13 protein-coding genes and 1 pseudogene are annotated in these 14,415 nt (G+C 63.7%); 6 read left to right on the top strand and 8 right to left on the bottom strand.

Features of this window, described 5'->3' with window-relative positions; all coding sequences use genetic code 11:
• Positions 1-120: 120 nt before the first annotated feature.
• From LDB26_RS14965 to LDB26_RS14955, 3 genes are all read left to right on the top strand, one after another.
• Positions 121-1,182 carry a DNA-directed RNA polymerase subunit alpha gene (locus LDB26_RS14965; RefSeq protein WP_062068188.1) on the top strand — a complete coding sequence of 354 codons (1,062 nt, stop codon included), beginning with the start codon at positions 121-123 and terminating at the stop codon, positions 1,180-1,182.
• 139 nt (positions 1,183-1,321) lie between these two features.
• Entirely contained in the window at positions 1,322-1,747 is a 426-nt protein-coding gene (gene rplQ / locus LDB26_RS14960) for a 50S ribosomal protein L17 (protein ID WP_062068186.1), read from the top strand.
• Positions 1,748-1,845: 98 nt separating this feature from the next.
• On the top strand, positions 1,846-4,035 hold the full coding sequence (locus tag LDB26_RS14955) for a prolyl oligopeptidase family protein (protein ID WP_257539041.1): 2,190 nt from the start codon (positions 1,846-1,848) through the stop codon (positions 4,033-4,035).
• 104 nt (positions 4,036-4,139) lie between these two features.
• Here LDB26_RS14955 and LDB26_RS14950 read toward each other — a convergent pair whose 3' ends face one another.
• Positions 4,140-5,489, bottom strand: coding sequence for a S41 family peptidase (locus LDB26_RS14950; RefSeq protein WP_257539040.1), 1,350 nt, complete (start codon positions 5,487-5,489; stop codon positions 4,140-4,142).
• A 186-nt stretch (positions 5,490-5,675) separates the two neighbouring features.
• Between LDB26_RS14950 and LDB26_RS14945 the strand changes: the two genes are divergently transcribed.
• The gene (locus LDB26_RS14945) at positions 5,676-6,212 is read left to right on the top strand and encodes a hypothetical protein (RefSeq protein ID WP_257539039.1); all 537 of its coding nucleotides are present in this window, start codon (positions 5,676-5,678) and stop codon (positions 6,210-6,212) included.
• Between the two features lie 613 nt (positions 6,213-6,825).
• Here LDB26_RS14945 and LDB26_RS14940 read toward each other — a convergent pair.
• A complete protein-coding gene (locus LDB26_RS14940) occupies positions 6,826-8,103 on the bottom strand; it encodes a dipeptidase (protein ID WP_257539038.1) in 1,278 nt (425 codons plus the stop codon).
• A gap of 33 nt (positions 8,104-8,136) precedes the next feature.
• Entirely contained in the window at positions 8,137-8,550 is a 414-nt protein-coding gene (locus LDB26_RS14935; RefSeq protein ID WP_257539037.1) for a hypothetical protein, read from the bottom strand.
• A 395-nt stretch (positions 8,551-8,945) separates the two neighbouring features.
• Here LDB26_RS14935 and aat point away from each other — a divergent pair, with 395 nt between their 5' ends.
• A complete protein-coding gene (gene aat, locus LDB26_RS14930; RefSeq protein WP_306812035.1) occupies positions 8,946-9,698 on the top strand; it encodes a leucyl/phenylalanyl-tRNA--protein transferase in 753 nt (250 codons plus the stop codon).
• A 35-nt stretch (positions 9,699-9,733) separates the two neighbouring features.
• Here the strand turns inward: aat and LDB26_RS21545 are convergent.
• From LDB26_RS21545 to LDB26_RS14910, 4 genes and pseudogenes are all read right to left on the bottom strand, one after another.
• Positions 9,734-9,904: pseudogene (locus LDB26_RS21545) on the bottom strand (DUF2155 domain-containing protein); the annotation flags it as partial.
• Between the two features lie 245 nt (positions 9,905-10,149).
• The gene (locus tag LDB26_RS14920) at positions 10,150-10,548 is read right to left on the bottom strand and encodes an NADH:ubiquinone oxidoreductase subunit NDUFA12 (RefSeq protein WP_062068174.1); all 399 of its coding nucleotides are present in this window, start codon (positions 10,546-10,548) and stop codon (positions 10,150-10,152) included.
• 57 nt (positions 10,549-10,605) lie between these two features.
• A complete protein-coding gene (locus LDB26_RS14915) occupies positions 10,606-11,142 on the bottom strand; it encodes a DUF192 domain-containing protein (protein WP_257539035.1) in 537 nt (178 codons plus the stop codon).
• Positions 11,143-11,182: 40 nt separating this feature from the next.
• On the bottom strand, positions 11,183-11,707 hold the full coding sequence (locus LDB26_RS14910) for a regulatory protein RecX (RefSeq protein WP_062068171.1): 525 nt from the start codon (positions 11,705-11,707) through the stop codon (positions 11,183-11,185).
• 150 nt (positions 11,708-11,857) lie between these two features.
• On the opposite strand from LDB26_RS14910, the gene LDB26_RS14905 reads away from it, so the two are divergent.
• The gene (locus LDB26_RS14905) at positions 11,858-13,618 is read left to right on the top strand and encodes a fatty acyl-AMP ligase (protein ID WP_062068169.1); all 1,761 of its coding nucleotides are present in this window, start codon (positions 11,858-11,860) and stop codon (positions 13,616-13,618) included.
• A 34-nt stretch (positions 13,619-13,652) separates the two neighbouring features.
• On the opposite strand, the gene LDB26_RS14900 is transcribed toward LDB26_RS14905, so the two are convergent.
• Complete coding sequence (locus LDB26_RS14900) at positions 13,653-14,402, bottom strand: ParA family protein (protein WP_257539034.1); 750 nt, start codon at positions 14,400-14,402, stop codon at positions 13,653-13,655.
• Positions 14,403-14,415 lie beyond the last annotated feature (13 nt).

The following is a 14,415-nucleotide window of genomic DNA, read 5'->3' as shown; positions in this document are numbered from 1 at the left end:
TTCGACGCGACGGTTTATCGGCGGGCGGCGGACGCGCTGCCCGTTCACCCATTTGCATCGGTCGAAACGTCCTGTTGGGTCCAGGATTGAGCGTTTCGGCCCCATCCCCAGGGGAATTACATGACTGTCAACATGAAGAACTGGCAGGAATTGAAGAAGCCCAACGCGCTGGAGATCAAGGCTTCCGGCGACGGCAAGCGCAAGGCGACTTTCGTCGCCGAGCCGCTTGAGCGTGGTTTCGGCCTGACGCTCGGCAACGCGCTGCGGCGGGTTCTTCTTTCGTCGCTTCAGGGTGCGGCGGTCACGTCCATCAAGATCGAGAACGTCCTGCACGAATTTTCCTCGCTCGCCGGCGTGCGCGAGGATGTGACGGACATCGTTCTGAACGTGAAGCAGATCGCACTGAAGATGGAAGGCGATGGCCCCAAGCGGCTCCAGCTTTCCGCCACTGGCCCGGCTGAAGTGAAGGCCGGCGACATCGCCGTTGTCGGCGACATCGAAGTGATGAACCCCGATCTGGTCATCTGCCACCTCGACCAGGGCGCGACGTTGAACATGGAACTGACCGCTGACGTCGGCAAGGGCTATGTCCCGGCTGTCGCCAACCGTCCGGCCGACGCGCCGATCGGCCTCATTCCGGTCGATGCGCTCTACTCGCCGGTGCGTCAGGTCGCCTACAAGGTCGACAATACCCGCGTCGGCCAGGAACTGGACTATGACAAGCTGTCGCTGACGCTTGAAACCGACGGCACCGTTACCCCGGAAGACGCGGTGGCTTATGCCGCGCGCATCCTTCAGGACCAGCTCCAGCTCTTCGTCCACTTCGAGGATGCGCTGCCGACCGCCGCTCCGGCTGCCGGCACGGCTTCTGCTTCGTCGGGCGACAGTGAAAGCGACGCGAACCAGATCAACCGCTACCTGCTCAAGAAGGTGGACGAACTGGAACTGTCGGTCCGTTCGGCCAACTGTCTCAAGAACGACAACATCATCTATATCGGCGATCTGGTTCAGAAGACCGAAGCGGAGATGCTGCGTACCCCCAATTTCGGCCGCAAGTCGCTGAACGAAATCAAGGAAGTGTTGTCGTCCATGGGTCTGCGTCTGGGCATGGACATCCCCGGCTGGCCGCCGGAAAATATCGAGGAAATGGCCAAGAAGCTCGAACAGGAGCTGCTCGGCTAAAACCGATCTCCCGTTCGTTTCGAAGTGAAGTCGAGAAACGGCAAGCGCGAAACGAACGGACCAAGGTGATGGGCACGACCTTAACTGTGCCTGGTCTGGGGTACCTGAAACGGCCCCTTAACGAACGAAGGAAGACAAAATGCGTCACAAGATCGGTCATCGCAAGCTGCAGCGCAGCGCCGGGCATCGTAATGCGCTGCTCCGCAACCTCGCGGCTTCGCTCATCAAGCATGAGCAGATTCTGACCACCACGCCCAAGGCGAAGGAACTGCGTCCCTACGTCGAAAAGCTCATCACCCTCGCCAAGAAGGGTGGCTTGTCGAACCGCCGTCTGGCCCATGCCCGCCTTCAGGACGACACGCAGCTCACCAAGCTCTTCGAAGTTCTGGCCGAGCGTTACAAGGATCGCAATGGCGGCTATACCCGCGTCATCAAGGCCGGTTTCCGGGCTTCGGACGCCGCGCCGATCGCGATCATCGAACTGGTCGACCGCGACGTTGATGCCAAGGGCAAGGATTCCGGTCCAGTCCAGAGCGCCGACGCGGACGAGCTGGAAGCCGCATAATATCAAGCCGCTTTCCGGCGGCGCATGATAGCGTTACGGACAGGCCGTGGTTTCGCATGAAACCGCGGCCTGTTTCTTATGTGACCCGAGTCGAGAGGATGTCCCTGCTTCGCGCCCCCAGGGCAGTCGGCCTAACCCTGTCGCTGCTTCTGCTGCTGGCGGCCGGTCCCCTTCGCGCCGGTTCCAGCCCCTCGACCTTCGATACGGCCGCGCGCGGCCTCTCCTATCCCGTCGCTTCGCGAGAGGATCGGGTGGAGGACCATTTCGGCGTGAAGGTCGCCGATCCCTACCGCTGGCTGGAAAACGACCTGCGGACCGACCCTGCCGTCCGCGACTGGGTCGCCCGTGAAAACGCGCTGACCCGTCGCACTATCGATGCGCTTCCCGGCCGCGATATTCTACGCAAACGCATGCAGGCGCTTTTCGCCCATGGCCGCTACACTGTCCCGCGCAAGGCGGGCAGCCTCTATTTCTACGGCTATAACAAGGGTCTTCAGAATCAGACCCCCCTCTATGTCCGCGAAGGCCTCGGCGGCAAGGAACGGCTCCTGCTCGACCCCAATGGCTGGGCGGAAGACGGCGCCAGCGCGCTTGCCGAATGGCAGCCCTCGCCCGATGGCCGCTGGCTGCTCTACGCCGTGCAGGAGGCGGGTAGCGATTGGCGGACGCTCAGGGTGTTGGATGTCGCCACCGGCAAGCGGCTGTCCGACAGCATCCCCTGGGTCAAATTCTCCCAGCTGGCGTGGGATGGCCGGGGTGAGGGCTTTTTCTACTCCTGTTTCGCCGCGCCGGCAGACGGCCAGACCTATCGCTCCGCCAGTGAAAATCAGCAGGTCCGCTACCACCGCCTCGGCACTGATCCGGCGCAGGACCAGATCGTCTACGCCACGCCTGCGCGCCCGACGCTGAGCCACAGCGCGCAGGTGACGAGTGACGGACAATGGCTGATCGTCAGTTCCTTCCAGGGCATCGATTCCCGCCGCGAACTGCATATCGCCGCACTCGACGGCGGCCCGCCGAAGCTTCGTACCCTGATCCGGGGCCTCGACAATGACTGGCGGCTGATTGGCAGCAGGGGATCGCTGCTCTATTTCATCACCGACAATCGTGCGGCGCATTTCCGCCTCGTCTCCCTCGACGCCCGGCATCCGCGCAGGAGGCCGCGAGAAGTCATCCCCGAACGCAGTGACACGCTGGCGGGCGCATCGCTGGTCGGCAACCGCCTGATCCTCGCCTATCTGAACGACGCGCAGACGGTCGCGGAGATGGTGGAACTGGATGGCCGCCGCGTCGGCGACGTGCCGCTGCCGGGCATGGGCACGGCGGCGGGCTTTAGCGGGCGGGACGGCGACCCCGAAACCTTCTTCAGCTTTTCCGGCTTTACGCGGCCGCCGGGTATCTACCGCTTCGACACGGCGACCCGGCAAATCCAGCCCTTCGCCTTGCCGGACCTGCCCTTCGACCCGGATGATTATGGCGTCGAACAACGCAGCTATCCGTCAAAGGATGGCACGCTGATCCCCCTCACCATCATCCGCAAGAAGACACTGGCCGATCACGCCATTGCCGTGCCGACGATCCTTTACGGCTATGGTGGTTTCAACATCACGCTGACGCCCGGCTATTCGGCTACGCGCATGGCGTGGCTGGAGCAGGGCGGGGCCTATGCCATCGCGGCACTGCGCGGCGGGGGCGAATATGGCAAGGCATGGCACGATGCGGGCCGCCTTGCCAACAAGCAGAATGTCTTTGACGATTTCATCGCCGCCGCCGAATATCTGAAAGCCAATGGCTTCACCCCGCAGGACGGCCTCGCGATCGAGGGGCGCTCCAATGGCGGCCTGCTGGTCGGCGCGGTGGTGAACCAGCGTCCCGACCTGTTCGCCGCCGCGCTGCCCGCCGTGGGGGTGATGGACATGCTGCGCTTCAACCGCTTCACCGCCGGGCGTTATTGGGTGGACGATTATGGATCGCCGGACAATGAAGCGGATTTCCACCTGCTCTACGGCTATTCGCCCTATCACAACATCCGGGGCGGCAGGGATTACCCCGCCATATTGGTGACGACGGCGGACACTGACGACCGGGTCGTCCCCGCGCACAGCTTCAAATATGCCGCCGCACTCCAAGCCGCAGATCTGGGTGAGCGGCCCCGCCTGCTGCGCGTGGAAAGTCGGGCGGGCCATGGCGCGGGTAAGCCGATCGATAAGCTGATCGACGAATATGCCGACAGCTACGCCTTCGCCGCGCGCTTCACGGGATTGAAAATCAGCGCCGATCCCAAGTGAGGGGCAGGGCGATCAAGCCGTCCGAAACCGTCTCCTGGCCCGATAGAATCAAGGACGAGGACGGCATGACGCGACGGCGCCATGCCGCGCACATCAGGTCGTCTTTACCGGCTCGCGGGTTTCCTCACCGCTGCGCTCTGCACGATCGCCGCATGGGGCGTGGACGCCAGCCGGGAGATCGTCTTGAGCGCATAATCGAGCTGGAAATCCTCGATCCCCTTCTTCTTCAATTCCTCCGCCGTCGCGGTGAAGCGGGGATCGTCCTTGATATCCTCCTCCAGCGCGGCATTGTCCGTCTTGATCTCGTTGATGAGGTGACGGCGCAGGTCGCTCTCGCGGAATTTGGGGCGGTTCTTATAGTCCGGGTCGGAAAGCTGCGGCACCTTGATGTCCGGCTCGATCCCGCCTTCCTGCACGGACCGGCCCGAAGGCGTATAATAGCGCGCCGTCGTCAGCTTGAGCGCGGTCGTGTTCGACAGCGGCAGCATGGTCTGCACGCTGCCCTTGCCGAAGCTGCGCTCGCCCATCACCAGCGCGCGATGCTGGTCCTGGAGCGCGCCCGCCACGATCTCCGAGGCCGAAGCCGAACCCGCGTCCACCAGCACGATAACCGGCAGCCCCTTCGCATCGTCGCCGGGCTTGGCGTAATAGCGTTCGATGTCGCTCTTCGCCCGGCCGCGCTGCGATACGATTTCGCCGCGCTCCAGGAAAGAATCGCTCACCGCCACCGCCTCATCCAGCAACCCGCCCGGATTGGAACGCAGATCGAGGATATAGCCGGTCGGCTTATGCCCCAGCGACGTGTCGATGCTGCGGATCGCCTGCCGCACGTCTGCGCCGGTATTGGCGGAAAAGCTGACGATGTTGATGATGCCGACGCCGTTCTTCACTTCCCATTTCACGGGCTTCAACTGAATGATCTCGCGCGTCAGGGTCAGGTCGATGGGCTTGTCGCGGCCGGGGCGCACGATGGTCAGCTTGATCTGCGTGCCCGGCGCGCCGCGCATCTTGTCCACCGCTTCGTCCAGCGTGCCGCCATAGATAAGCTGCCCGTCCAGATGGGTGATATAGTCGCCCGCCTTGATCCCGGCGCGCCAGGCCGGGGTGTCCTGCGTCGGCGCTATCACCTTGACCGCGCCATCCTCCTGCGTGACGGACAGGCCCAGCCCGCCATAGCTGCCTTCGGTCTGCGTCCGCAGATTCTGGAAATCCCGCGCGTCCAGGAAGCTGCTGTGCGGATCGAGGCTGGCCAGCATCCCGTCGATCGCGCCCTTGATGAGCTTTTCATCGTCGACCTTCTCGACATAGTCGGTGCGGACCTTCTGGAACACGTCCATGAATTCGTCGAGCGCCTTGTAGCTGCTGGCGTCGGCATCGGCGAGGGCGGCCGTGGTGGCGGGAATGAGGGCAAGCGCCCCGAGCGCGACCGCGCCCTGCAGAAAAGCCGATTTCATGGGTGTCCTTGGTGCTGGCATCGTGAAGCCTGTCATAGGCGGATTCGCGCCGCGACGCAAAGCTCCGCTCGACCAATATCGCCTGTCGTCGATCAGCGCCGGGCCAATGCCGCGCCAGCCGCTCTATCCGCCGCGTCCCGCCCCTTTTGTGTTGAGCGATCCGGCGGGGTGGGGCATGGAAGCATCATGCGTTCCTTCCCGTCCTTCGCCGCCGCTGCGCCTGTCCTTGTCCTGCTGGCTTCCTGCGTCGCGCCGCCGCAGCAGTCCGCGCAACCCGCGCCGCCGCAACCCTTGCCGGCGCCAGCGCCCGAACCGGCGCCCGCGCCCGCATCCATGGAATGGCACGACCGGCCCGTGGCGGCCGGCAATTGGACTTATGGTCCTGAAGCGGGCGGAACGGCGGCCCGCTATGGCAGCAGTCCGGCCGCGCCGCTGCTCATCCTGCGCTGCGACCCGGCGACCCGGCGGATCAGCGTCACGCGACCCGGCGCGGCGCAAGGCAGCATGACGATCCGCACCAGCTATGGCGCGATGGCGTGGCCCGCTTCAGGCGCGTCCGGCGCTGCGCCGCAGACTGTCGCCACGCGCGCCGCCAGCGATCCGGCGCTCGACCAGATCGCTTACAGCCGCGGCAAGTTCGCGGTGGAAGTGACGGGCCTTGCGCCCCTGATCCTGCCCAATTGGGCGGAAATATCCCGCGTGATAGAGGATTGTCGCGGCTAGGGCGGTTTCAGAAAGCAAAAGGGTAAAATGGGTGGCATTCGGCCTGCGCCAAACCGCCCCAAAAGCCGTGCGGCAAACGACTTCATTCCCTCGGATGAGGCCGGCGCGCTGACCCGTCCGCGCCGTGCGATGTGATTTGGATGATTTTCGGGAGTTTTCCGCGCTTCCGCCCATTGTCGGCCTTTTTGGCGCAGACGAACAAGTATGATTCGAAAAAAGAATATTACAAGCCTTGATCCTTCGCTCCGTCTGATTCACTAATCGCTTCGTGGCCATCTTCGGACAAGGTTCGAAACAGCCACGCGGGCTTCAACAAGCGAAAGGAGGTGATCCGATGTCTCATGGTTCAGCAATGGGGTCGGTCAAGTCCATTCGGGGAACGCGCCGCTGAGAGACGCCAAGGGCGTCGACCTTTTCGGGCATCAGAGACTTTAGAGCGCCGACACACAGGCCGTCTCTGTCCGGACGACAAGCGCGAACAACGTCACCTTTTGGGCGGCACTCACGGCCGCTGACCATGTCAATGACGGGCCGTCGGGCGTTGCTCGGCGGCCCCTCTCATGTCCGGGGAAAGCGCGGAAAAACGGATGAGCGCCTCAACCCCTCCGGCGCCTCACGTCTTCGGCTTGTCCAGCCCTTCCACCGACGCATTGCCTTCCGGCTCGCCCTTCATCCCGGCCGCGACCTGTTCCGCCGCCGCCATGACGCGCAGCACATTGCCGCCCGCCAGCTTCGCGATATCCGCGTCGCTCCACCCGCGCCGCATCAACTCCGCCAACAGCGCGGGATAGCGATCCACCCCGCCCAGTCCCTGCGGCAGGGCGCTCACCCCGTCGAAGTCGCTGCCGATCCCCACATGATCGACGCCCGCGACCCTGGCGATATGCGCCACATGGTCGGCAACCTCGCCGATGGTCGTTACCGGCTCAGGATGCGTTTTTTCCCATGCGGCAAGCGCCTGTTTCGCCGCTTCGGGATCGCCGATATGCAGCCCGCCAAAGGGCGGTGCGTTGTTGCGCGCGATTTCCGCGCTGCGGTCCGCATTCCACACCCGCCGCGCTTCCGACACATATTGCGCGGCGAAGTTCACCATCACCACGCCGCCATTTTTCGCCACTTCCCGTAGCACCGCATCCGACACGTTGCGCGACGTATTGCACAGCGCCCGCGCATTGGAGTGGGAGAATATCACCGGCGCCCGGCTCACCCGCAGCGCGTCCAGCATCGTCCCCTCGCTCACATGGCTGAGGTCGACCAGCATCCCCAGCCGGTTGATTTCCCGCACCACCGCCTCGCCAAAGGCGGTGAGGCCCTCATGCTGCGGATTGTCCGTCGCGCTGTCCGCCCAGGCGATCGTGCGCGAATGGGTGAGCGTCAGATAGGCCGCGCCGAGATCGCGATAGGCGCGCAGCACGGCCATGCTGCCGTCAATCTGTCCGCCGCCCTCGACCCCGATCAAGGAAGCGATCCGCCCCGCCTTGTGCGCCGCGCGCACGGCCGCCGCCGTGGTGACGAGCTGGAACTGGCCTGGATAGCGCCGGGCGAGGCTGTGGACGAACTCGATCTGCTCCAGCGTATCCTTGACCTGTTGCAGTTCGGGCTTTTCCGCCGATACCCAGACCGACCAGAATTGCCCGCCAATCCCGCCCGCGCGCAGCCTTTCGATGTCGGTATGATAGATTTTGGGGTCGAGGTGGCGCAGGTCCATCGACCATCTTGCGTCGCCCGCCTTATCGGCCAGAGCCTCCGGCCAGTCATTATGCCCGTCGATCAGCGGCGTGGCTTTCAGCACCTTTGCGATCCGCGCCGCATAAGGATCGGGCGCGGCGCGGGCGGAAGGGAGCAGGGCGGCGAACAGCAGCGGCAGCGCCGCAAGGCGAAGATGTTTCATAAACATGGCAGCCTATTGCCCGCCCGCCCCAAGTCAATCGCCGCCCCGCTCCGGCCTGACATAGGCGCCCCGGCCCAGCGGCTCGCCGGGGAGCAGTCGCCTGTCCTCCTGCCGCAGCGTCATCGTTTCGAACGCGGGTTGGGGCACATCCTTGCTTGGCACGGCAGTCAGGACGACATTGCCGTCCTTCGCCTCCCAACGTCCCTCCGCGAACAGATCGAGCGCGCCCACGACCAGATACCACTGAAAATGTCCATCGGCCTGCAACTGCAGTTCCGATCCCGTCTCCATCACGCCCTGCAGATAATAATGGCCCGTCCACGCCGCGCTCTCCTGCGCGGGTGGATGCACGCCATTCTCCGCTAGGCTTGCTTGCGCCGAAACAGCCTCAGTTCCCATAGCAAGCGCCATCACCGCAAGCAGGATATTTCCATAAATACGCATCATGTCAGTATGTTAACCCCATTTCCTATCGACTATCCCAACCCTGACCGAAAAGGGTTTATATCATTTGCAAACAGTCCTGGCCCAATGGCCGCCTTTGGCCAATGGCGGACAACCCACATCCGTTCGGGCTGAGCGAAGTCGAAGCCTGTCCTGAACGACGCCGCAGGCGGCGTCGAAGGGCCTTCCACTGAGCAAAGCGAAGAGACCTCCCTATGGTCGGCCTTGCCCTTCGATTCGTTCAGGGCGAACGGAGATGGGAATAGCGGACAGTCCGCTCCCCACCCAAATCGGTCATCCCGTCGGAGCATTTTGCAAGCAATATAATCACCAACCCCAAAACTCTCCGCTTCGCTATTCCATTCATGTTTCCCCCGACCTCTGCTAATTCCGGGGTGATGATGATCGATCCTTTGCTGTTGTTGCAGGCCTATGCTCTTGGGGTATTCCCCATGTCGGACGACCGCCATGCCGAGGATATCTATTGGGTAGAACCGAAGAAGCGCGCCATCTTGCCGCTGGACGGCTTTCACCTGTCCCATTCGCTGGCCAAAACTCTCCGCCGCGACCGCTTTCGCGTGACCGCCAACCGGGCTTTCCCCGCCATCGTGACGCTTTGCGCGGAAGCGGCGGCAGATCGCCCCTCCACATGGATCAACGGTCCCATCGAGCAAGGCTATCGCCATCTCCATGAACTGCGCTTCGCCCATTCGGTGGAGGTGTGGGAGGGGGAGGAACTGGTCGGCGGCCTTTATGGCGTGGCGCTAGGCCGCGCCTTTTTCGGCGAAAGCATGGTGTCCCGCCGCACGGACGCGTCAAAGGTCGCCCTGGCCTGGCTGGTGGCGCGGATGCGCTTTGGCGGTTTCACCCTGCTGGACTGCCAGTTCATGACCGATCATCTGCATTCATTGGGTGCTGCCGAAATCAGCCAGCAAAACTATCTTCAGTTATTGGGCGACGCGGTGGCCGATGTCCCGCTGGGCGAAGGCCGTTCGGTGCTCTCCGCCGGTTCGGGCGCGGCGGCGGAACTGGCGTTTGATCCATTGTCGGGGCTGGCGGAGGAAACGGATTCGCCTTTGGCTCCCGCTTTCACCGTATCAGGCCCCGTCTCCGGCCACGCCATCGCGCAGCTTTTGACCCAGACGTCATAGACCGGATGCTGCACCACATTGCGGTCGGGCCGTTCGCGGAACAGCCAGCCGGAAAAGGCGCGCCGCCATTTTCCATCCGCGCTGCTGCGTATGTCGAGTTGAACGAAAGCGCCGGTTTCCTGCACATTTTCCCAAGGGGCGGTCGTTTCGCAGGCCTGGAGCCGCACGATCGCATCGCCTACGCGCAGCGCCTCGCCCGGCTTCATCTGAAGATCGCGGGTGAGGCCGTTGCGCTTGTTGAGCAGGCCCACCACCGCGACCCGTTCCGCCATGGGCGTGCCGGGCAGGGCGGATGAATCGCTGCTGCGGATCGGGCTGTTCTGGATCTTGACCGGCCCGGACTGGTTGGCGGTCGGCATGTCGTCGCCGCCGCATCCGGCCAGCATCAGGGTGCAGGCGAGCACGGACGCGCCAGTCAGGATCGACCGGATGCCCCCCACCGGGCGCGGGGTCATGACGCTTCGGGGCTCCATGCCTCATAATCGCCGGTCGCCTTCTGGCGATGACCGCCCTTTTCCAGTGCGCCGGACGGGCGATAGGCGTTGACGGTGCCCGTCGCATTGGGCGTGAAGTCGCGTTCCCAGATGCGCGGCGGCGGCAGGAAGCTTTCCGGCGCACCTTCGATCGAATGATGCAGCCAGCCATGCCATTCGGCGGGCACGCGGCTCGAATCATTGGGACCGTTATAGATCACCCAGCGGCGGATCAGGCCGTTCGGGTCGACGCCGCCTTCATAATAGACATTGCCCTGATGGTCCTCGCCGACCTTTGTCCCCTTGCGGGCCGTGAAGAGCGAGGTGCCGATGGTGGCGCCGTTCCACCAGGTGAAGATCTTGCCAAGGATTCCCATGGGGCAAGCGCTTAGCCGCTGGGGCGGCCGCTTGGCAAGGCGCTTGTGCGGCTCCGGTCAGGAAGCGGGACAGAAATTCAGGCGCGCGTCCGTTTCATGGACCGGTGCGTCGGGCGCGGCGCAATGGCCCCAGTGGACGCGATCCCCTTCCTTGATCCCCAGTTCCGCCGCGCGTCCGCCGCGCAGTTCGAGCACGGCGGCCACCGGGACGCCCGCCGACACCGGCTCGCGCGAATAGGGTTCCGCCTGCGCCTTGATGAAGGCGATCGTGCCATCTGTATGGATGAAGAGCATGTCGAGCGGGATTAGCGTGTCCTTCATCCAGAAGCTCGCCGTGCGGGGCGGCTCCATGGGGAACAGCATTCCCGTATCCGCCTCCAGCGATTTGCGGAACATCAGCCCCTGTGCTTGGTCCTCCGGGCTCAGCGCGACTTCCACGTCGAAGCGGTGGTTGCCCTTCGCGCTACGGATGACGAGGGGGAGGAGCGCGCTCTTTGAGACGGCCGCCTGACTTGCATTCCCTGCCTTGGGATCAGCATGAGACGAGCAGGCGGCGAGCAGCAGCAGGGCGGCAATGGTAAAGGGACGACGCATACGCCCTGTCTAGCGCGAACGGCGCGACGAGGGGAGGGGATTAACCTTCATCTTCCGGGGGTTCGCCCGGAGGCGCGTCGATCCAGCGGCGGGCAAGGCGATGACCATGGCCCGCGCGCATAAAGGCCGCCATCCATTTCTCGCGCAGCTTTGGATCGGGCTGCTCGGCCGCGAAGGGGCCGATCCGCTTGCGCCGGGCAAAGCGTTCGGCCGAAGCCCATGCTTCGGCATGCGTCCGGGCATCGGCTTCGGATCGATCGTCGTCGGAAATGCCCGCCGCGCGCAGGCTTTCGTCCACGCGCCGCGCGCCATAGCCGCGCCGCGCAAGAGCCGCGCTTTTCATCACCGCATAGCTGCCATCATCGATATAGCCCAGCGCGGCCAGCCGTTCGGTCAGCGCTTGCGGGTCGGCGGGATTTTCGCCGCCCCAACCCCGTTCCCTGATCTTGCGGCCGAGATAGGCGGTCAGCTTCGCCCGGCTCGTCGCGAAACGGCCGACATAACGCAACGCCATTTCGCGCAGGGCGTCGTCATCAAGCGGTGGGCGGGGGCGTTTGCCGGTCATGCGATGGCCTTCATGCGCTACACGCCATCTTTATGCCACAGTCGGGCCGGAATTTTACCGCGTCTTGTGCGCTAAAAGCTCAGGCTGGAACGTAACTATCCGGTGCAACATCGCTGCAAAGCTGATAGCGGCGCTGCGGATATGACAAATATGACATTGGGTGACACCAATATGACGGGTTCGCAAAGCATGATGGCATCGACGCCAACGACCGATGATCTGCCCCGCCGCTTCTCGGATTTCGAGACGCTGGGCGAGGCGCTGGATTATGCGGCGCAGGGCGGGCGCGGCATGAATTTTCATGATGCGCGCGGCAATCTGGCGCGCCCCTATCCCTTTGCGGAGCTGCGGGAAGATGCCCTGGCCTGCGCCCGCCGCCTGATCGCCCATGGCGTCAAGCCGCAGGACCGCATCGCGCTGGTCGCGGAAACGGGCCCGGATTTCGCGCAGCTTTTCTTCGGCATCGTCTATGCGGGCGCCTGGCCGGTGCCATTGCCGTTGCCGACCAGCTTCGGCGGCAAGGAAAGCTATATAGACCAGCTTGTCGTCCAATTGACGAGCTGTGATCCGATGCTGTTCCTCTTCCCCAGGGAACTGGAGGAGATGGCGGGCGAAGGCGGACGGCTTCGCAATGTCGAAAGCATCGCCTTTGAGGATTTCATCGCCCGCGAAGCCGCGCCCTGCAATCTGCCGCAGGCGACCGGCGCGGAAATCTGCTATCTGCAATATAGCAGCGGTTCGACCCGCTTTCCCCATGGCGTCGCGGTGACGCATCATGCGCTGCTCAGCAATCTTGCCGCGCACAGCCATGGCATGCAGTTGCAGGACAGCGACCGCTGCATCAGCTGGCTGCCCTGGTATCATGACATGGGGCTGGTCGGCTGCTTCCTGTCGATCGTCGCCAACCAGGTGTCGACCGATTATATGAAGACCGAGGATTTCGCCCGTCGCCCGCTGGCGTGGCTGGACCTCATCAGCCGCAATGAAGGTACGTCGATCAGCTATTCGCCGACCTTCGGCTACGACATCTGCGCGCGCCGCATGTCGAGCCAGACCAAGGCCGCCGACCGCTTCGACCTGTCGCGCTGGCGCTTGGCGGGCAATGGCGCGGACATGATCCGCCCCGACGTGATGCAAAGCTTCGTCGACGCATTCGGCGATGCGGGTTTCAGCCCCAGGGCGTTTCTGCCCAGCTATGGCCTTGCCGAAGCGACGCTGGCCGTCACCATCATGCCGCCGGGCGAGGGCATCATCGTCGAGCTGGTCGAGGAAACCGACCTGTCGGGCGGGGATGCGACCGAAGGCCGGCCGCAGCGCTTCCGTTCCATCGTCAATTGCGGCAAGCCCGCGCGCGACATGGTGGTGGAGATCCGCGACGAGGATGGCGGCCTGCTCAAGGAGCGCCAGATCGGCAAGGTATGGACCACCGGCCCGTCGCTGATGGTCGGCTATTTCCGCGATCAGGAAGCGACTGATGCCTGCATGGTCGACGGATGGCTGGACACCGGCGACATGGGATATCTCAGCGACGGCTATCTCTATATCGTCGGCCGCGCCAAGGACATGATCATCATCAACGGCAAGAACCACTGGCCGCAGGATATCGAATGGGCGGTGGAGCAATTGCCCGGTTTCAAGCAGGGCGATATCGCCGCCTTCGCGATCACCACGCCGGGTGGGGAGGAAGCGCCCGCCGTGCTGGTCCATTGCCGCACGTCGGACAATGAGGAGCGTTCACGCCTGCGCGACCAGATTCGCGAACGGGTCCGCGCCATCACCGGGATGAACTGCGTGGTTGAACTGGTGCCGCCGCGCACCCTGCCGCGCACCAGTTCGGGCAAGCTCAGTCGTTCAAAGGCGCGCAATCTCTATCTGGCCGGGGAAATTCGTCCTTACGACATAGCGGCCTGATCCGCCCAAGGATCAGGATAGTGACAGCGCAGCCTCAGTTCGACTGAAGCTGCCGCTCCACCATGGTCCAGAGCGCGGCAAACTCCTTCGACGCGGGCGAGGAAGGAGCGAACGCGCCCAGCGGCTTACGCTGCACGGCCATCTGCTCGATCATGCTGGCCATTGGGATGGCGGACCAGTCTGGCTGTTCCTCCAGCGCCTTGCGGTGCAGGCTGCGCCGCCGGTCGACCATGGAATAAACCGGGAGGATCGGCGCATGGCTTCCTCCCCGCTGGACGAGATAACGCGCCACTTCTCCCATCGCGCGCTGCGACAGGGGGGAAGGAATGACCGGAATCACGATCAGGTCCGCGGCGCGCAGCACCTGTTCGCTTGTTTCGGTAAGGCCCGGAGGACAATCCAGGATGATCCGGTCATAATCCTTGCCCAGGCTTTCGATCAGTTTCGCCAGCCGTTTCTTCTTGTCCATTTCGCGAAAGAGATGGTCGAGTCCACGCAATGACGTGTCGGCTGCGATCAGGTCCAGTCCCGGCACGGTGGAAGGCTGGATCAGCTTGCGAAGCTGAACATCCTTGCTGAAGATCGCTTGCGCGGCGTCCCGGCTCTGTGTGTCGGTGGAAAGAAGCCAGCTTGACGCCGCCTGCGGATCGAGATCCCAAAGCAAAGTGCGACGTTTGGAAATGCAGGCCGAAGCCCATGCCAGATTGATTGCGAAGGTGGTTTTGCCCACCCCGCCTTTCAGGCTGTAGACGGCGATGGTCGCCAATACCGGTTCCTTTGCCATGAGAAGGGAAGCT

This window comes from Sphingobium sp. CFD-1 (assembly GCF_024611115.1).
In the GTDB taxonomy this organism is placed as follows: Bacteria; Pseudomonadota; Alphaproteobacteria; order Sphingomonadales; family Sphingomonadaceae; genus Sphingobium; species Sphingobium baderi_A.
The sequence above is the reverse complement of the archived record's forward strand: the minus strand, read 5'-3'. Positions and strand labels throughout refer to the sequence as shown.